At 69.2% G+C, this 16,464-nt stretch carries 16 protein-coding genes; 11 read left to right on the top strand and 5 right to left on the bottom strand.

Annotated elements, in window-relative coordinates:
• Nucleotides 1–4 precede the first annotated feature (4 nt).
• Both BACI349Y_RS16850 and BACI349Y_RS16845 read left to right on the top strand, forming a co-directional pair.
• Nucleotides 5–607, top strand: a complete 603-nt coding sequence (locus BACI349Y_RS16850; RefSeq protein WP_159633390.1) for a YdeI/OmpD-associated family protein — start codon at nucleotides 5–7, stop codon at nucleotides 605–607.
• Between the two features lie 132 nt (nucleotides 608–739).
• A complete protein-coding gene (locus tag BACI349Y_RS16845; protein ID WP_159633387.1) occupies nucleotides 740–2,407 on the top strand; it encodes a glycoside hydrolase family 32 protein in 1,668 nt (555 codons plus the stop codon).
• On the opposite strand, the gene BACI349Y_RS16840 is transcribed toward BACI349Y_RS16845, so the two are convergent.
• On the bottom strand, nucleotides 2,404–3,693 hold the full coding sequence (locus BACI349Y_RS16840; protein WP_159633384.1) for a glycoside hydrolase family 76 protein: 1,290 nt from the start codon (nucleotides 3,691–3,693) through the stop codon (nucleotides 2,404–2,406). The two genes, BACI349Y_RS16845 and BACI349Y_RS16840, sit on opposite strands and share 4 nt — an antisense overlap.
• Nucleotides 3,694–3,834: 141 nt before the next feature.
• Here BACI349Y_RS16840 and BACI349Y_RS16835 point away from each other — a divergent pair, with 141 nt between their 5' ends.
• Both BACI349Y_RS16835 and BACI349Y_RS16830 read left to right on the top strand, forming a co-directional pair.
• On the top strand, nucleotides 3,835–4,629 hold the full coding sequence (locus tag BACI349Y_RS16835; protein WP_159633381.1) for a 3-hydroxyacyl-CoA dehydrogenase: 795 nt from the start codon (nucleotides 3,835–3,837) through the stop codon (nucleotides 4,627–4,629).
• The gene (locus BACI349Y_RS16830; RefSeq protein ID WP_159633378.1) at nucleotides 4,626–5,831 is read left to right on the top strand and encodes an acyl-CoA dehydrogenase family protein; all 1,206 of its coding nucleotides are present in this window, start codon (nucleotides 4,626–4,628) and stop codon (nucleotides 5,829–5,831) included. The genes BACI349Y_RS16835 and BACI349Y_RS16830 overlap by 4 nt, the downstream gene beginning before the upstream one ends.
• 12 nt (nucleotides 5,832–5,843) lie before the next feature.
• On the opposite strand, the gene BACI349Y_RS16825 is transcribed toward BACI349Y_RS16830, so the two are convergent.
• Nucleotides 5,844–6,698, bottom strand: a complete 855-nt coding sequence (locus BACI349Y_RS16825; RefSeq protein ID WP_159633375.1) for a DUF1684 domain-containing protein — start codon at nucleotides 6,696–6,698, stop codon at nucleotides 5,844–5,846.
• A gap of 92 nt (nucleotides 6,699–6,790) precedes the next feature.
• Here BACI349Y_RS16825 and BACI349Y_RS16820 point away from each other — a divergent pair, with 92 nt between their 5' ends.
• From BACI349Y_RS16820 to BACI349Y_RS16810, 3 genes are all read left to right on the top strand, one after another.
• On the top strand, nucleotides 6,791–7,330 hold the full coding sequence (locus tag BACI349Y_RS16820; RefSeq protein ID WP_159633372.1) for a hypothetical protein: 540 nt from the start codon (nucleotides 6,791–6,793) through the stop codon (nucleotides 7,328–7,330).
• A 113-nt stretch (nucleotides 7,331–7,443) separates the two neighbouring features.
• Complete coding sequence (gene ppc / locus BACI349Y_RS16815; RefSeq protein ID WP_159633369.1) at nucleotides 7,444–10,251, top strand: phosphoenolpyruvate carboxylase; 2,808 nt, start codon at nucleotides 7,444–7,446, stop codon at nucleotides 10,249–10,251.
• Between the two features lie 92 nt (nucleotides 10,252–10,343).
• Nucleotides 10,344–10,649: a hypothetical protein gene (locus BACI349Y_RS16810; protein ID WP_043449019.1), complete on the top strand. Its 306-nt coding sequence runs from the start codon at nucleotides 10,344–10,346 to the stop codon at nucleotides 10,647–10,649.
• Here BACI349Y_RS16810 and BACI349Y_RS16805 read toward each other — a convergent pair.
• Nucleotides 10,646–11,269: a DedA family protein gene (locus tag BACI349Y_RS16805; RefSeq protein WP_159633366.1), complete on the bottom strand. Its 624-nt coding sequence runs from the start codon at nucleotides 11,267–11,269 to the stop codon at nucleotides 10,646–10,648. The two genes, BACI349Y_RS16810 and BACI349Y_RS16805, sit on opposite strands and share 4 nt — an antisense overlap.
• 34 nt (nucleotides 11,270–11,303) lie before the next feature.
• On the opposite strand from BACI349Y_RS16805, the gene BACI349Y_RS16800 reads away from it, so the two are divergent.
• Nucleotides 11,304–11,834, top strand: a complete 531-nt coding sequence (locus BACI349Y_RS16800) for an O-acetyl-ADP-ribose deacetylase (protein ID WP_159633363.1) — start codon at nucleotides 11,304–11,306, stop codon at nucleotides 11,832–11,834.
• On the opposite strand, the gene BACI349Y_RS16795 is transcribed toward BACI349Y_RS16800, so the two are convergent.
• Complete coding sequence (locus BACI349Y_RS16795; protein WP_159635834.1) at nucleotides 11,806–12,798, bottom strand: RluA family pseudouridine synthase; 993 nt, start codon at nucleotides 12,796–12,798, stop codon at nucleotides 11,806–11,808. The two genes, BACI349Y_RS16800 and BACI349Y_RS16795, sit on opposite strands and share 29 nt — an antisense overlap.
• 120 nt (nucleotides 12,799–12,918) lie before the next feature.
• Between BACI349Y_RS16795 and BACI349Y_RS16790 the strand changes: the two genes are divergently transcribed.
• Nucleotides 12,919–13,554 (top strand): winged helix-turn-helix domain-containing protein, encoded by a 636-nt coding sequence (locus BACI349Y_RS16790; RefSeq protein WP_159633360.1) that lies wholly within the window; start codon nucleotides 12,919–12,921, stop codon nucleotides 13,552–13,554.
• The gene (locus BACI349Y_RS16785) at nucleotides 13,551–14,243 is read left to right on the top strand and encodes an SRPBCC family protein (protein ID WP_159633357.1); all 693 of its coding nucleotides are present in this window, start codon (nucleotides 13,551–13,553) and stop codon (nucleotides 14,241–14,243) included. Before BACI349Y_RS16790 ends, BACI349Y_RS16785 begins: the two co-directional genes overlap by 4 nt.
• A 42-nt stretch (nucleotides 14,244–14,285) precedes the next feature.
• On the opposite strand, the gene yczR is transcribed toward BACI349Y_RS16785, so the two are convergent.
• On the bottom strand, nucleotides 14,286–15,782 hold the full coding sequence (gene yczR / locus BACI349Y_RS16780) for a MocR-like transcription factor YczR (protein ID WP_159633354.1): 1,497 nt from the start codon (nucleotides 15,780–15,782) through the stop codon (nucleotides 14,286–14,288).
• A gap of 60 nt (nucleotides 15,783–15,842) precedes the next feature.
• On the opposite strand from yczR, the gene yczE reads away from it, so the two are divergent.
• Nucleotides 15,843–16,463, top strand: a complete 621-nt coding sequence (gene yczE / locus BACI349Y_RS16775; RefSeq protein WP_159633351.1) for a membrane protein YczE — start codon at nucleotides 15,843–15,845, stop codon at nucleotides 16,461–16,463.
• Nucleotide 16,464 lies beyond the last annotated feature (1 nt).

Below are 16,464 nucleotides of genomic sequence, written 5' to 3'. Positions count from 1 at the left end.
GCCCATGGCCAATGAGCTTGAGGAACTGCTGCTGCCCGATGCCGCTGCCTGGCGCGCCTGGCTGGAAGCGAACCACGGCACCAGCCCGGGGGTGTGGCTGGTGCTGCACAAGAAGGGCGGGACGGTGACGGGCCTTGACTACGCGGCGGCCCTGGACGAGGCCCTGTGTTTTGGCTGGATCGACGGCCAGGGCCGGCGCCGGGACAGCGAAAGCGTGTTCCAGCGGATGACGCCGCGGCGCCCCCGGAGCGTCTGGTCGGCGCGGAACGTGGGGCACATCGCGCGGCTGGAGGAGACGGGCAGGATGACCGACGCCGGCAGGGCGGCGGTGGAGGCCGCCAAGGCCGACGGCCGCTGGGACGCGGCCTACGGCGGTCAGGCCGACGTCGAAGTTCCCGCAGACCTGGCAGCCGCCATCGCCGCCAACCCCGCCGCGCAGGCAATGTTCGATGTCCTGACGAAAACCAACCTGTTCTCCCTGGTGTACCGGACGAATTCGGCCAAGCAGGCAGCCACCCGCGAGCGCAGGATCGCGGGCTTTGTGGACATGCTGGCGCGCGGTGAGACGCCGTATCCGCAGAAGAAGCGCCCCGCCGGGCAGGGCTAGTGCCGGCTGTGTGACGCCCGGGATTCTGCTCCCGCGGGGCTGGTCGGTAAAATTGACGGTTCACTTGCGCTGGTGCCGTTCCCCGAACCCGGGGGACGGCACTTGTGCGTTCAGCGAGGGATTGACACCGCCATGCCCCCCAAAATTCCGGAAACCGTTCCCGCCGCCGTTCGGCGCCGCCCCGTCCTGTGGGCCCTGGCGGCCGTGACGGTGCTAGTGCTGGCAGCATTGCTGGTGCTGGGCGGCAATATCCAGAGGGACGGCGGGCAAGCCGGAACCCCGCAGGCCGGTACCGGGCAGAGCGAAACGGGGCAGCCCGCTGCTCCGCCGGAAGCTGCCCCCGCGGACGATGCCGGCTACCGGCCCGCGTACCACCTCACCCCTGACCAGCACTGGATGAACGATCCGCAGCGGCCTTTTTTCCTTGATGGCCTGTGGCATTACTACTACCTCTACAACGCCGACTACCCGGAAGGGAACGGCACCGAGTGGTTCCACGCCACCAGCACGGACCTGGTGCACTGGAAGAACGAGGGCGTGGCCATTCCCAAGTTCCGCAACGGGCTGGGCGACATCGAAACCGGGTCCGCGGTGGTGGACACCGAGGGGACAGCCGGATTCGGCAAGGGGGCGGTGATCGCCGTCCTTACCCAGCAGCACGACGGTGTCCAGCGCCAGTCCCTGTTCTACTCCACGGACATGGGCTACAGCTTCCAGGCCTACGGGCAGAACCCGGTGATGGAGAATCCCGGCGCGGAGCATTGGCGGGACCCTCGCATTGTCCGCGACGACGCCAACAACCAGTGGCTGATGCTCCTCGCCGAGGGCCACAAGATCGGGTTCTACACCTCCCCGGACCTCAAGCAGTGGACCTACGTGTCCGGATTCGGGCGGGACGGGCTGGGAATCCTGGAGTGCCCGGACTTATTCCAAATGGACATCGACGGGGACCCCGCCAAACGCACCTGGGTCCTGGCCGCGAGCGCCAACGGTTCCGGGGAGGGCCGCACCACCGGCCTGGCCTACTGGACCGGCGGGTTCGACGGCAAGGCCTTCAAAGCTGACGGCGGCCACCAGTGGCTCGACGGCGGCCCGGACTTCTACGCGGCCGTCACCTGGGATGACCCGCGGCTGGACGATGCGCAGCGGAAGGCGTCCCGGCACGCCATCGGCTGGATGAACAACTGGGCCTATGCCCGGAACCTTCCCACCGACGGCTGGTACGGGGCCGCCTCGGTGGTGCGGGACATCCGGCTGGCGTCCGACGGCGGACGGCCGGCCTTGGTGTCCGCGCCCACCGCCGCGCTCCAGTCGCTGGAAGGGGATCCGGTCCAGTTGCCCGGCGGCAGCATCGGTGGCGGGACGGCACTGCCGGTTCCGGACAGCGGCGCCTTCAAGGCCGACGTCGAGCTGGCCAAGCCCGCGGACGGGACCGGTGAGGCGCGGCTGCTGCTGCAAAGCGGAGGCGCAACCTATGCCACTGTGGGCTACGACTTTGCCGCCGGCCGGGCGTTCGTGGGGCGCGACGGCGACGCGGTGGCCGGGGGCCGTGGCCTCGCCGAGGGGTCGGACGCCCGCGGCGAATACCGGCAGGCGCGGTCGGTGGACGCGCGGCCCACCGGGGACGCCGTCCGACTCACCGTCTACGTGGACAGGTCATCCGTGGAGGTCTTCGTGGACGGACAGGCCCTGACGTCCCTGGTGTTTCCGCCGGCGGGCCCCAGGGAAGTGCGGCTGGCGGCCGACGGTGCCGTGTCACTCCGGGACGGCACCGTCACGCCGCTGGCCGGCATCCGCTAGGCGCCAGCCGCGCTGACGGCCGCCGCGGCCTCCAGCGTCATCCATGCCTGGAGCTGGGTGGAAAGTTCGACGGCGGCGCCCGGCGGATACGCAGCGGCCGCCGGTTGGGCGGCGTGCAGCGAAAAGATGCTCTTGCCTTCCCGCCCGGCCCCGGCTTCACCCGGCCCCACGGGGCGCCGGCCGGACCAGAACGCGTCAGCGGTGTCCGTCACCAGCCGCGCAGCCGTGGCGCGGGTGGCGTCCGGAAGCCGGCGGTCTGCTGCGGCGAGCGCCAGGTAACGGCAGAGGATCCCGGTGAAGAGGCCGCCGTCGCCCGTTCCCTCACAGCGCAGCACGGAGCCACCGGCGCCGGTGCCGGGGCCGGAACTGTCCGCCGGGACGGTCAGCAGCCGCTGCACCGCGTCCACCAGGACAGCGGCCCGCGCCAGGTTCGCCTCGCCCCCGAGCTCGAGGAGCGCACCCAGCACCGGGCCCTGGTTGTAGGTGTACACCGTACGTTCCAGCACCACCTCTCCGGCGGGATTCAAGCGTGCACCGTCAAGGTAGAGGGCCTGGTCCGCGTCAAAGAGCGTGGCGTCCAGCCAGTCCAGCAGCGCCTGGGCCTTGGCGTGCTGGCCGGTGCGGGCATAGAACAGGGCCACCGGCGCCGTGGCGGGGGTGTTCTTGAAGTCCCGTTTCTTGCTCCAGAACGTCCCGCCGCCCAGGTCGTCGGTGCACGCGGCGTCGAACTGCAGCGCCAGCGACGCACGGACCACCGCGTTACGGCGGCGGCCCGGACGCCGGGTCTCCTCAGCCAGGTTGTCCAGCCGAAGGGTTGCCAGGGCAAGCCACGCCATGTCGTCGTAGTAGCTGTTCACGAAGGTCAGGGCGTTGCGGAGCCTGATCCCGGTGACCAGCCGCGAGGCCAGGTGCCCTGCGCTGGGCCGGCCCGGGCCGTTGAACCGGGCCGCGGGGGTGGCTCCGCCGCCAAGTTCCCGCCGCCCGGTGTCCACCAGGCAGTCAACGTAATGCGCCTGCCACCAGTAATGCCAGGGGAGGGCCAGGGACGCGGCCGGCCGCATCCGGCGGAGCGCGGCACGCCACCGCGGCCCCGGCTGGGTGCCGGGCTCCTGCTCCGGCGTTGAGGGGGTGGGCTGACCGGCCGGATGCCGGCCCTGCCACAGCACGGCGCCCAGGTGGGTTCCGGGCAGGAACAGCAGTTTCCGGCCGAACAGGGCGGTCACGGAACGGGCCGCGTGGTTCGCCCGGTCCTGCCAGATGGTGGGGGAGGTGCTGCTGGACGTCATGCCGTCCACCCTAACCGGGCCGCCGGAGCCGGGAGGGCAGGGAACCGGGGGTGCGTGCGGCGGCGCCTGATTTCAGTTAACATGCATTAACTGTTGCCCAAGGCCGTGCCGCGGCGTGGGGACACGCATCAAGGAGGATGTATGGACATCAAAGGCAGCGTCGCACTGGTGACAGGCGGGGCGTCCGGGCTGGGCGCAGCCACCGCGCAGAGATTGTTCGACGCCGGCGCATCCGTCGTGCTCGTTGACCTGCCGTCCTCAGGCGGCCAGGCAGTGGCCGACGAACTCAACGGCCGCGCCGCAGCCGGCCAGTCCGCCGTCTTTGCCCCCGCAGACGTGACCAGCGAAACAGACGTCCGGGCCGCCGTCGGGACCGCGGCAGGGCTGGGACCGCTGCGGATCGTGGTGAGCTGCGCGGGGATCGCCACCCCGGGCAAGGTCCTGGGACGGGACGGAGTGCTGCCGCTGGAAACGTTCAGCAAGGTCATCCAGGTCAACCTGATCGGGACTTTCAACGTCCTGCGCCTGGCGGCCGAGGCCATGGTGGCCACCGAGCCCGCCGCCACCCCGCTGGGCGGCCCGGAACGCGGCGTCATCATCAACACCGCCTCAGTGGCTGCCTTCGACGGGCAGATTGGCCAGCCTGCATATTCCGCTTCCAAGGGCGCCGTGGCCGCCATGACGCTGCCGATTGCCCGCGAACTGGCGCGCTCGCTGGTCCGCGTGGTCACCATCGCCCCGGGCATTTTCGAGACTCCCATGATGGCCGGCCTGCCCCAGGAAGCGCAGGACTCGCTGGGGGCGCAGGTACCGCACCCGTCCCGGCTGGGCAAGCCCGCGGAATACGCCAACCTGGTGGCGCACATCGTGGACAACGCCATGTTGAACGGTGAAACCATCCGCCTGGACGGCGCCATCCGGATGGGACCGAAATGAGCGCGCCGGACGTATCGCAGCTGCCGGCGGCGGACTTCTTCGCCGTCGAAGCAACACTGGACCCGGCTGAACGGACCAAGCTCGCCGAACTGCGGGACTTCCTGGCAGCCGAGGTGGCACCCTACGCCGGGGACTGGTGGAACAAGGCCGAGTTTCCCGCGCACATCCTGCCCAAGCTGGCGGCCCTGGAACTCAGCACGCCCGTCCACCGCGGCTACAGCCACCTCTTCGCCGGGCTTGTCATTGCGGAGATAACCCGGGTGGACACCTCCCTGGCCACGTTCTTCCTGGTCCACCACGACCTCTTCGTCGAGTCCCTGCACACCTTCGGCACCGACGACCAGAAACAGCGGCTGCTGGCCGACGCCTCGGAACTGCGCACCACCGGCGCGTTCGCCCTCACCGAACCGCTGCACGGCTCGGACGTGGCGGGCGGCCTGGAGACCCGTGCCCGGCGGATCTCCTCCACCACGGGAGAAGCGGACGACGCCGGCGACACTTGGGTGCTGAACGGGGCCAAACGCTGGATCGGCAACGGGACGTTCTGCGACTACATGCTGGTGTGGGCGCGGGACGAGGCGGACGGCTCGGTGCGGGGCTTCATCGTGGACGCCACCCTGCCGGGGGTCAGCCGGAGCAGGATCGAGAACAAGATCGCCCTGCGCACCGTCCAGAACGCCGACATCGAGTTCCGCGACGTCAGGATTGCCGAGGCGGACCGGTTCGGCGGGATCAGCAGCTTCGAGGACACCAAGGAACTGCTCCGCAGCTCACGGATCATGGTGGCCTGGCAGGCGGTGGGCCAGCAGCTGGCGGCCTTCGACGTCGCCCGGCAGTACGCCGTGGAACGGCAGCAGTTCGGCCGCCCGCTGGCCCATTTCCAGCTGATCCAGCAGCAGCTGGTGACCATGCTGGGCAACACCGTGGCCAGCATGTCCATGATGGCCGGGATCGCCAGGCTGCAGGAGGAGGGCGCCGCCGGCATGCCGCAGGTGGCGCTCGCCAAGTCCTACCTCAGCGCCCGCATGCGTGAGACGGTGGCGCTGGGCCGGTCCATCCTGGGCGGCAACGGGATTGTCACCGATTACCGGATGGCCAAGATCTTCGCCGACGCCGAGGCCATTTACACCTATGAGGGCTCGTTCGAGGTGAACACCCTGATCGTGGGCCGGGCAATCACCGGGATTTCGGCCATTTCCTGAGCTTCCCGGGCGCTACGCGGGGTAGGGCTCTTTCTCGCCGGCCTCCACCCGGATGTCGAGGCTGTTGTTCTTCACCGGCATGGGGCAGGTGCCGTAGGGGGTGAAGGCGCTGGGGTAGTTGATGGCCCGGTTGAAGTCCAGCACCACGGAGCCGTCCGGCCGGGGCCTGGGGAGGGAGAGTTTCCGCCACTCGTCCGTGGTGTCGCCGTTGGTTTCGTCGTGGAACGTGACGGTCAGGGCGCCGAGTTTCTCTTCCTCCGCCTGGAGCCAGAACTCGTGGCTGCTGCCGGGGAGGCGGAACACCACCTCGCCAACGCTGCGGTGCACGCCGTCAACCAGCGGGTTCGCGGTCCCGATCGGCACATCCACCGGCGCAGGGTAGGGCTCAAACCTGCCGGTGACCTCCCAGTCGGGGTTGTACGGAAAGGTGGGCACGCCGTCGAACTCCGTGAAGACCGGTGATGCCGCGTCCCGGGTCCGGATCGCATACCGGCCGCCGCGCATGGCCAGCTCCACCACCACCTGGTCCCCGTCCGGGCCGCCGAACTGCACCCACATCAGCGACTCCTCGTCCGCCAGGACGGCGGACACGGTGCCGTCCACCCTTTCCCCTGTCTCCACCAGCGTGAGCCCGTCCGACGGAACCGCGGTGAGGAACGCCGTCGTACCTTTTGTTGCACCGGCGCCGTCCGTGGACCACAGGCCCGGGGCAAGGTCGACGGCGGCCGGTGCCTCTTCCAGCCACTGGAAGGACGTGAGGGTCAGCCAGCCGTGCGGCGTTGCCAGGGCCTTGTTGCGGTTGGCGCGGAAGCGCTGCCAGCGCTCCTCCCTGGCGGCTGGAGCGGTGGCTGCTGGCGTGGTGGTCATGGTTCCTTCCGGTTTCGTCTGCCCACGCTACAACCGCCGGCCAGGCATGTTCATTCCACCGCTGATTCCTTTATCCGGGGTTGAATGGAGACGTGGACATCCTTGCGGGAGTGAATCGGGAGTGGCTTACCGCGCTCACCTGGCTGGCGGCCGCCCTTGCCGCCGCGGGCGTCCTGGCGTGGCGCCGGCGGCGGCCGGACCTCGCAGCGGCCGCCGCGGTCGCCGTCTTCATGGCAGCCAACGTGGGCGCCGGCATCTACGTCCTGAACCACCTCGCGGACGGGCGCTGGGGCGGGGACGCGCAGGCGAAACTCGCCCCGCCCGAACTCTCCGGGACCCCCGTGGTGGGCCAGTTCCTGCAGCCGCTCGACGGAGCCATGGCAGGCATGGCCGGCGGCGTCAACGATTTCATCGACTTCCGGGCCGCGTTGCCGGTGGCACTGGACTTCTTCGCGGCCGCCGGCTGGGCGTTGGCCCTCCTGGTGCCGCTGCTGCTCACGGCTGTCGTGGTCCAGGCCGGGAGGGCCCGGCGCCGCACGGCGGAGGCGGCCGCCTGGCAGGACGAGGTGCAGAACCTACGGGCTGAGCTCGACGCCGTCAAACGGCATGTGGGGTACCGCGACATCTTGTGAGACGGATTCCACTGACCCACGGGTCCGGGGGTAGCATCTTTAGCTAGTAACGTGGCTCACAGTATCCAGCGCAGTGTACGAGCCAAGTCCAAATCCCTCGAAAGATTGTTTCAATGGCTCACACTGCAACACCTCCCGAAACCGATCTTGCCTCCGAACTGCGCGCGGACGTCCGGCGTGTCTCCACCCTGCTGGGTGAATCGCTGGTCCGCCAGCACGGACCGGAACTCCTGGACCTCGTGGAGCAGGTCCGGCTCCTGACCAAGGAATCCAAAGAAGCAGCGCGCGGCGGTGCCCACGCCACCGGGCCCTGGAGCGCGCACGACGTCGTTGCCCAGGTCCGCGAACTGCTCGGCTCCCTGCCCATTGAGCAGGCAACCGACCTGGTGCGCGCCTTCGCCTTCTACTTCCACCTGGCCAACGCCGCGGAACAGGTGCACCGGGTCCGGGGCCTGCGGACCCGGGCCGAAAAGGACGGCTGGCTGGCCAAGACCGTGGCGGACATCGCCGCGCAGGCCGGCCCGGACGTGCTGCAGGAAGTGGTCAACGGCCTGGACGTGCGTCCCATCTTCACCGCCCACCCCACCGAGGCGTCCCGCCGCTCCGTCCTGGACAAGATCCGCAAGCTCTCCGACGTCCTGTCCCAGTCGACGGCCGAAGGGTCCACGGCACGCCGCCGGCAGGACCGGCAGCTGGCAGAGATCATCGACCAGATGTGGCAGACCGACGAGCTGCGCCAGGTCCGGCCCACTCCCGTGGATGAGGCCCGGAACGCCATCTACTACCTGGGCGGCATCCTCACGGACGCGATGCCGGAAATGCTGTCCGAGCTCTCCGAACTGCTGGGCGAGCACGGCGTCACCCTTGCGTCCAAGGACGCCCCTATCCGGTTTGGCTCCTGGATCGGCGGTGACCGTGACGGCAACCCGAACGTCACCGCGGCCGTGACCCGCGAAATCCTGCAGATCCAGAACCAAAGCGCCATCCGGATCAGCATCGGTATGATCGACGAGCTGATTTCCATCCTGTCCAACTCCACGGCCCTGGCAGGCGCGGACCAGCCGCTCCTGGAGTCCATCGACGAGGACCTGAAGAAGCTGCCCGGCCTGGACAAGCGGGTCCTGGAGCTGAACGCCCAGGAGCCGTACCGGCTGAAGCTCACCTGCATTAAGGCCAAGCTCATCAACACGGGCAAGCGGGTGGCCGCCAACTCCAACCATGAGCATGGCCGCGACTACAGCGGAACCGAGGAGCTCCTGGCGGACCTGAACCTGCTGGAGCTCTCGCTCCGCAACCACTCCGCGGCCCTGGCGGCGGACGGCTCCCTGGCCCGCGTCCGCCGTGCCATCGCCTCCTTCGGCCTGCACCTGGCCACCCTGGACATCCGCGAACACGCAGACCACCACCACGACGCCGTCGGCCAGCTGATGGACCGTATCGGCGGCCCCGGCCTGCGCTACGCCGAGCTGAGCCGTGAGGAACGCTTCGAGGTGCTCGGCTCCGAGCTGGCGTCCCGCCGTCCGCTGTCCGGCCACCCGATTAAGCTCGACGGCGCCGCCGACGGCACCTACGACGTCTTCCGCGAGATCCGCCGCGCCCTGCGCATGTACGGCCCCGACGTCATCGAGACCTACATCATCTCCATGACCCGCGGCGCCGACGACGTCCTGGCCGCAGCCGTCCTGGCCCGCGAAGCCGGCCTGGTGAACCTCTTCGGCGACAAGCCGTACGCCAAGCTCGGTTTTGCGCCGCTGCTGGAAACGGTGGAGGAACTGCGGGCCTCGGCCGAGATCGTCGACCAGCTGCTCTCCGACCCGTCCTACCGTGAGCTGGTGCGCCTGCGCGGGGACGTCCAGGAAGTGATGCTGGGCTACTCGGACTCCAACAAGGAATCCGGCGTGATGACCAGCCAGTGGGAAATCCACAAGACCCAGCGCAAGCTGCGCGATGTTGCCGCCAAGCACGGCGTGCGCGTCCGCCTGTTCCACGGCCGCGGCGGTTCCGTGGGCCGCGGCGGCGGGCCTACTTACGACGCCATCCTGGCCCAGCCCAACGGTGTCCTGGAAGGCGAAATCAAGTTCACCGAGCAGGGTGAAGTCATCTCGGACAAGTACTCCCTGCCGGAGCTGGCCCGCGAAAACCTGGAGCTGTCGCTGGCCGCCGTGCTGCAGGGGTCTGCCCTGCACCGGAACCCGCGGACCTCCGAGGACCAGCGAGAGCGGTACGGCCACGTCATGGAAGCCATCTCCGACGCCGCCTTTGACCGGTACCGGAAGCTGATCGACCACCCGGACCTGCCCGCCTACTTCATGGCCTCCACCCCGGTCGAGCAGCTGGGCTCCCTCAATATCGGTTCCCGCCCGTCCAAGCGTCCGGACTCCGGCGCCGGCCTGGGCGGCCTGCGCGCCATCCCCTGGGTATTCGGCTGGACCCAGTCCCGGCAGATCGTGCCCGGCTGGTTCGGTGTGGGCTCCGGGCTCAAGGCCGCCCGCGAAGCCGGGCACTCGGCCCAGCTGGTGGAGATGATCGACCACTGGAACTTCTTCAAATCCGTGCTGTCCAACGTCGAGATGACGCTTGCAAAGACGGACATGGATATCGCCGGCTACTACGTGTCCACCCTGGTCCCGGAGGAACTTCACCACCTGTTCCGCACCATCCGGGAAGAGTACGAACTCACGGTAGCCGAGGTGCGCAAGCTCACCGGCGAGAACATCATCCTGGATGCCCAACCCACCCTGAAACGCTCCCTCGAAATCCGCGACCAGTACCTGGACCCCATCAGCTACCTCCAGGTGGAACTCCTGCGCCGCATCCGCACCGAGGGCGGGATCACCGGGGCCGAGATCGATGAACGCCTCCAGCGGGCCATGCTCATCACCGTCAACGGGGTGGCGGCCGGCCTCCGCAACACCGGCTGATTCTCCAGTTGCTCCATCACGTGTGGTCCCTAACAGGCGCTGTTGGGGGCCATACGTGATGGCGCATCCGGGGGTTGGATAGGGTTGGAGGCATGCCTTCCTTCCAGACCCGCCTTAAGATCACCGGGCTCCGGCCGGGGAATCCGCCCGAGTCCGTTATGGACGCGGCCGTGGAGGCGCTGGGCACCCGCCACCACGTGGAGGCGCACCAGCTGCAGATCGCCGGCGGCGTGCCGCAGCTGAACCTGCGCTTCCTCGTGGAGGCGAGCGAGTACAGCGGTGAGAACCGCCAGGCGGTGGAATCGGCAGCCATGATGCGCGACGCCGTCGAACGCGTTGCGCTGACGGGCCCGCTCAGCGTGCTGCGGCGCAGCCGCGGCAAGTGGCTGCCCGTCTAGCCTGCGTCCGGGAGGGGCTCCTCCTCCACCGGGGACCGGTCGCCGCGGCGGCGGGTGACGAGGATGCCCACGACGGCGCCGATCACCAGGCCGACGGCCACGCCAATCAGGGAGCTCGCCCAGAACGGCAGCTTGGTGGTTGACCCGGTGAAGTAGCCCAGGCCCACCAGCCAGCATGCCCACAGCACGGCGCCCAGGGCCGCGCACAGGCTGAAGCCGCGGACGGACACGTTGGCCACGCCGGATGCCGCCGAGGTGGCGAGCCGTCCGCCGGGAATGAACCTGGCGCCGATGATAGTGCCGTAGGTGGAGGAACGGCCGGCCTTGGCCAGCGCCGCGTGGATGCCGCTGTGGACCCGCCGGCCCCACTTCCATCGGTCCAGCACATGGCTCAGCCGCCGCCGGAAGAGATGGAAGACCACCATGTCGCCCAGCCAGGACGCCACGGCAGCGAGCACCAGCACCAGGAACACGTTGGCCCGGCCGTCCGCGGACAGGGCGCCCCCGGTGATCACCAGCATTTCGGAGGGGATGGGCGGAAAAATGGCATCGCCGATCACCACGGGGATAACCCAGAAGTAGAGGGCCGTCCCCCAGCTGTCAACGCTGCCGAAGTCCATTGCCACAAGGTACCGCACTTGGGAAACTGGCGGCATGCGGATCTCGGTTCTGCGGGGCGACATTACGCAACGGCGCGTGGATGTGGTGGTGAATGCTGCGAACTCCTCGTTGCTGGGCGGCGGGGGAGTGGACGGGGCGCTGCACCGGGCGGCCGGGCCGGAACTGCTCGCGGCATGCAGGGAGCTGCGTGCCACCGGACTTCCGCACGGCCTCCAGGCCGGAGCCGCCGTGGCAACACCTGCCTTCCGGCTGCCGGCCCGCTGGGTGATCCACACAGTGGGGCCCAACCGGCACGCAGGACAGACCAACCGCGTCCTCCTGGTCTCCTGCTTCAGCGAAAGCCTGCGGCTGGCCGAGACCCTGGGGGCGCAGGACGTGGCCTTTCCCGCGGTGGGCGGCGGAGCCTACGGGTGGAGTGCCGCGCACGTGGCGCAGGCAGCGCTTGAGGCGCTGACGGGGTTCCGGACCGCCCATCCGGCCAGCGGGCTGGAGCTGGTGGAGTTCGTGCTGCACACCGCGGAGATGGAGGCGGCGTTCAGGGACGTGCTCGGACCGCTTCGCTGAGCTCCAGGCTGCTGCGGTATTCCACGGGCTTTCCCGAGATCGGGTCAACAAACCGGATGCCCCGTGCCAGCAGCTGGAGCGGCCTGGCGTAGTCGTCCGGGGCCTTGTCCAACAGGTCGGGATAGAAGGCATCGTTCACGATCCCCAGCCCCAACGAGGCCATATGGACCCGCAGCTGGTGGGTCTTGCCGGTGTGGGGCTCAAGCCGGTACCTGGCCAGGCGCTGAGCTGTACCGATGGCGCCTGTACCGGTGACGCCGGTGCCGCCGGCACTTGCCGGTGCGCCGGCGTCGAACGTTTCCAGCCGCTCAATCCTGGTCTCCGCGTTCGGTTCGCCGTCCACGACCTCCGCCAGCAGGTAGCTGCGGGACTTGGTCATCCGGTTGCGGACCACCACGGGAAAGTCGACGGCGGGGTGCCCCGGCGTGGGCTCGGCGGCGGATACACACTCGTACTCCTTCTGCACCTGCCGCTTCTCGAAGAGCACCTGGTACTTGCCCCGGGTCTGCGGGTTGGTGGAGAAGAGCAGCACGCCGGCCGTCATGCGGTCCAGCCGGTGCATGGGGATCAGGTCCGGCAGGTCCAGCTGGTTCCGCAGGCGCACCAGGGCGGATTCCTGGATGTATGTGCCGCCCGGCGTGGTGGGCAGGAAGTGCGGCTTGTCGACCACCAGCAGGTGGTGGTCCTGGTGCAGGATGCTCAGTTCCACGGGAAGCCGCGTTTCCGGCGGCAGGGTGCGGTAGTACCAGATGAAGGTGTGCTCCTGCAGCGGCGTGGCCCGGTCCAGGGGGATGCCGCCCTCGCCAACGATCTCGCCGGCGTCGAACCTGTCCTCGATGCCCTGCGGGTCGATGTGGCCCCAGCGGTGCATCATGTAGTCCATCGCGGTCTCCCACGGGCCCTCCTCCGGAAGGCGCAGGCGCGTGGCATTGACGCCGTCGCGGACGGGGAGGGGGGATTGCATCACCGGTCCATTCTACCGGCGCTGGTTTAGCCGGTCTCGCCCGCGGCCGGCCGTCCGCGCCCTCCTCCGACCATAAAAAAGTTCTTGACAATAAAAGTTGTCGGTTGGCACACTGGAGGCATGCAGGACATTGCAGTCATCGAGGACCCGGCAGCCGCCGAAGCATCCCTGGATCCCATCCGTACCCGGATCCTGCGGGAGCTGGTCCAGCCGGCCTCAGCCACGCAGCTGGCAGTGCGGATCGGCCTGCCACGGCAGAAAGTGAACTACCACCTCAAGGCGCTGGAGCGGCACGGACTGGTGGAACTCGTGGAGGAGCGCCGCAAGGGCAACGTCACCGAACGGGTCCTGCAGGCAACCGCCGCTTCCTACCTCATCTCGCCGTCAGCGCTCGCCGCCGTGTCCCCGGACCCAGTCCGGTTCGCGGACCGCTTTTCGGCGTTCTGGCTGCTGGCGCTCGCCGGCCGGATGGTGAAGGAGGTGGGAAAGCTCATCGCCGGCGCCGCCGCGGCCCGGCAGAAGCTGGCCACGTTCGCGATCGACGGCGAGATCACCTTCCGCACGGCGGCTGACAGGGCCGCGTTCGCGGAGGAACTCGGCGTCGAGGTCACGCGGCTGGTGGACAAGTACCACGACGCCGGCGCATCACCCCGCGGGCGGCGGCACCGGCTCGTGGTGGCGCTGCACCCGGCCCTGAAAGAGACCAATGCCGTCACGGCAACCAACGAAACAGCAGGCAAGGAGCAGGACAAATGAGCGACAAACGGGACTTCGAGATCGTCCAGGACACCGAACTGCCCGGCACCCCCGAGCGGGTGTGGGAAGCCGTCACCCACGGAACGCCGGCCTGGATGTTCCCCACGGACCAATGGCCGGCAGTCAAAACCGTTGAGGAATACCCCCACCACCTGGTGTCGCGGATGGAGGGGCCGGACGGCTGGTTCAACCAGCTGGAGCACGTGCTGGAGCCCCTGGACGGCGGCCGCGCCCGGCTCCACTACGTCCACAGCGGCATCTTCGCGGACAACTGGGACCAGCAGTACGACGGCGCCAGCCGCCACACCGAGTTCTACCTGCACACGCTGGGCCAGTACCTGCAGTACTTCGACGGCCGCCCCGTGGTGTTCACCGACATCCAGGCCCCGGCGGCATCCCAAACACCGGACGGCTTCACCAGGCTCCGTGAGGCGCTGGGTGCAGGCTCGGCGGAGCAAGGCGCCACGGTTGATGTGGAGCTCGACGGCGTGGGGCGGCTTACGGGCGACGTGGACTTCTCGAATGAGCACTTCCTGGGCATCCGCACCCAGGATGCGCTGTACCGGTTCTTCGGCCGCAACGCATGGGGTGCCCCGGTGGGCATGACGATGCACGATTTCAGCGGCGCCGGCGACACGGAGGCCACCGCCAAGGCCTGGGGCGGCTTCCTGGAGCGCGTGTACGGGTAGCTCCCGCTTCCCGGCTGTTCCGGCGGTTCCGTCAGCGGCTGGTCAGGCGATGGCGACGGCGGGAGCCTGGGTCAGTGAGCGCCGCAGCTGGGGTGCGGCGTCCAGCCGGTCCTGGGCCGCCCGCAGCGCCAGGACTGCCGTTTCGAGCTTGTCCGGCGGGAGGGTGAACGGCAGCCGCAGGTTGCGTTCAAATGCGCCGCCGATTCCGAACCGGGGCCCGGCCGCCAGCCTGATGCCGTATTCCGGGGCCAGGACGGTCAGGGCCGTGCTGATGGGGCCGGGCAGCCGGCACCACACGGAGAGGCCGCCGGCGGGCGGCGCCACCTGCCACGTGGGAAGGTGCTCCGCGAGGAGGCCGAGCAGTGTGGACCTGTTGCGGCGCAGCATCTGTAACAGGGCGGGCAGGGGCTCCTCCAGAGCCCGCACCAGGTGTGCTGCCGCGAGCTGTTCCATGACGGGCCCGCCCAGGTCCAGGGTGGTCCGGGCCGCGGCAAATCGCTGGATCATGGACTCCGAGGCGCGGATCCAGCCGGTGCGCAGCCCGCCCCAGTGGGACTTGCTCAGTGATCCGATGGACACCACGGTGCTGCCGAAACCCGCCAGGGGAGTGGTGGCAACGCCGTCGAGGTTGAGGTCACGGAGGGTTTCGTCGGCCACCAGTACGGTTCCGGCCGCGGCGGCCGCGCGGGCCAGCCGGCGGCGCTGGGCATCGGGCATGATCATGCCGGTGGGGTTGTGGAAGTCCGGGACCAGGTAGGCGAGTTTTGGCTGCTGCTGGACCATGGCGGCTTCCATCGCGGGCAGGTCCCAGCCGGAATCGGCGAAGGCCACCGGCACGGGGCGGCACCGGGCGGAACGGATGGCATCCAGCGCGTGCGGGTAGCTGGGGTGCTCCACCAGGATCCGGTCCTGCCGGTCCGCCAGGGTGCGGATGATGATGGTCAGGGCGTGCTGGGCGCCGGAGGTCACCATGATCTGGCCCGGTTGTGTCGGCACGCCGGCCGCTGAGTAACGGTCCGCCACCGCCTGCCGCAGCGGCAGCAGTCCCAGGGCGTCATAGCCGAACCCGGGAAGCAATGCCGGTAGCTCCGTCAGCGCCGCGGCGAAGGCCCGGTGCACCACCTCCCCGCTGGCGGGCAGCGCCGAATAGGCCAGGTCCACCAAACCTCCGGGCGCGGTGAGCCCGGGTGCGGTGAGTCCGGGTGCTGCCAGCGGGCCGGTGGAAGGCGGCTGCGGACCGAAAAGTGCCGGGCCGAACGGGGTCAGTTCGGGGATGCGGGTCTTGCCGCGGCTGCCCTGGCCGCTGCTTAGGAAGCCTTGCTCCCGGAGGCTGGCGTAAGCCGCAGTGACGGTGGTCCGGCTGACCGCCAGGGTGGAGCACAGTGAACGCTCGCTGGGCAGGGCGGTATCCAGCGGGATGCGGCCATCCAGGATCAGCAGCCGCACGACATCAGCCAGTTCGCGGTACGCGGGCCCGGTGCCCGTGTTCCACGGGCCAAGGAGACGGGACAGGGCGAGGGCGGTAAGGGCGGCAGCCATGTAGCCAGTATTTCAGACTGGATATGTAATTCAATGCCAGTTGGCTGCGAGCATGGTTCCATGATGACCCGCAAACTTGTCCAGCTCTTCACCGGCCTCGCCATGTACGGCATCTCCCTGGCCATGTTCATCCGCGCCGGCCTGGGCCTGGACCCGTGGGACGTGTTCCACCAGGGCCTGGCCAACCGGAGCGGACTGAGCATCGGCGTGGTGGTGATCGCCGTGAGCTTCCTGGTGCTGCTGCTGTGGATCCCCCTGCGCCAGATGCCCGGCTTCGGAACCCTGTGCAACGCCATTCTGGTGGGCGTCTTCGCGGACATCGGGCTGGCCGTGATCCCGCCGGTAACCCCCCTGGCCGCCCAGATCGGCCTCCTCGCAGGGGCCGTACTGGTTAACGCCGTGGCCTCGGCCCTCTACATCGGCGCCGGCTTCGGGCCAGGCGCCCGCGACGGCCTGATGACCGGGCTGGCCCGGCGCACCGGATGGACCGTCAGGTTCTCCCGCACGTTGATCGAGGTCACCGTGCTGGCCGCCGGCTGGCTGCTGGGCGGCTCGGTGGGTGTGGGTACCGTGGTCTACGCCCTGGCGATCGGTCCGCTGGTCCATATCCTGCTGCCGCGCTTCATGGTGGCGGCCAGTCAGTCCAGCACCGTCAAGGAACCCAGCGCGTCGACCTGTTGAC

It is taken from the genome of Arthrobacter sp. 8AJ (assembly GCF_902506025.1).
In the GTDB taxonomy this organism is placed as follows: domain Bacteria; phylum Actinomycetota; class Actinomycetes; order Actinomycetales; family Micrococcaceae; genus Arthrobacter.
Note: the sequence above shows the minus strand (reverse complement) of the source record. Positions and strands in the feature narration are given on the sequence as shown.

Excerpts from the sequence above, each read along its gene's own strand:
- BACI349Y_RS16850 (WP_159633390.1), top strand. The coding sequence starts at position 5 with ATGGCCAATGAGCTTGAGGAACTGCTGCTGCCCGATGCCGCTGCCTGG.
- BACI349Y_RS16845 (WP_159633387.1), top strand. The coding sequence starts at position 740 with ATGCCCCCCAAAATTCCGGAAACCGTTCCCGCCGCCGTTCGGCGCCGC.
- BACI349Y_RS16840 (WP_159633384.1), bottom strand. The coding sequence starts at position 3,693 with ATGACGTCCAGCAGCACCTCCCCCACCATCTGGCAGGACCGGGCGAAC.
- BACI349Y_RS16835 (WP_159633381.1), top strand. The coding sequence starts at position 3,835 with ATGGACATCAAAGGCAGCGTCGCACTGGTGACAGGCGGGGCGTCCGGG.
- BACI349Y_RS16830 (WP_159633378.1), top strand. The coding sequence starts at position 4,626 with ATGAGCGCGCCGGACGTATCGCAGCTGCCGGCGGCGGACTTCTTCGCC.
- BACI349Y_RS16825 (WP_159633375.1), bottom strand. The coding sequence starts at position 6,698 with ATGACCACCACGCCAGCAGCCACCGCTCCAGCCGCCAGGGAGGAGCGC.
- ppc (WP_159633369.1), top strand. The coding sequence starts at position 7,444 with ATGGCTCACACTGCAACACCTCCCGAAACCGATCTTGCCTCCGAACTG.
- BACI349Y_RS16810 (WP_043449019.1), top strand. The coding sequence starts at position 10,344 with ATGCCTTCCTTCCAGACCCGCCTTAAGATCACCGGGCTCCGGCCGGGG.
- BACI349Y_RS16805 (WP_159633366.1), bottom strand. The coding sequence starts at position 11,269 with ATGGACTTCGGCAGCGTTGACAGCTGGGGGACGGCCCTCTACTTCTGG.
- BACI349Y_RS16800 (WP_159633363.1), top strand. The coding sequence starts at position 11,304 with ATGCGGATCTCGGTTCTGCGGGGCGACATTACGCAACGGCGCGTGGAT.
- BACI349Y_RS16795 (WP_159635834.1), bottom strand. The coding sequence starts at position 12,798 with ATGCAATCCCCCCTCCCCGTCCGCGACGGCGTCAATGCCACGCGCCTG.
- BACI349Y_RS16790 (WP_159633360.1), top strand. The coding sequence starts at position 12,919 with ATGCAGGACATTGCAGTCATCGAGGACCCGGCAGCCGCCGAAGCATCC.
- BACI349Y_RS16785 (WP_159633357.1), top strand. The coding sequence starts at position 13,551 with ATGAGCGACAAACGGGACTTCGAGATCGTCCAGGACACCGAACTGCCC.
- yczR (WP_159633354.1), bottom strand. The coding sequence starts at position 15,782 with ATGGCTGCCGCCCTTACCGCCCTCGCCCTGTCCCGTCTCCTTGGCCCG.
- yczE (WP_159633351.1), top strand. The coding sequence starts at position 15,843 with ATGATGACCCGCAAACTTGTCCAGCTCTTCACCGGCCTCGCCATGTAC.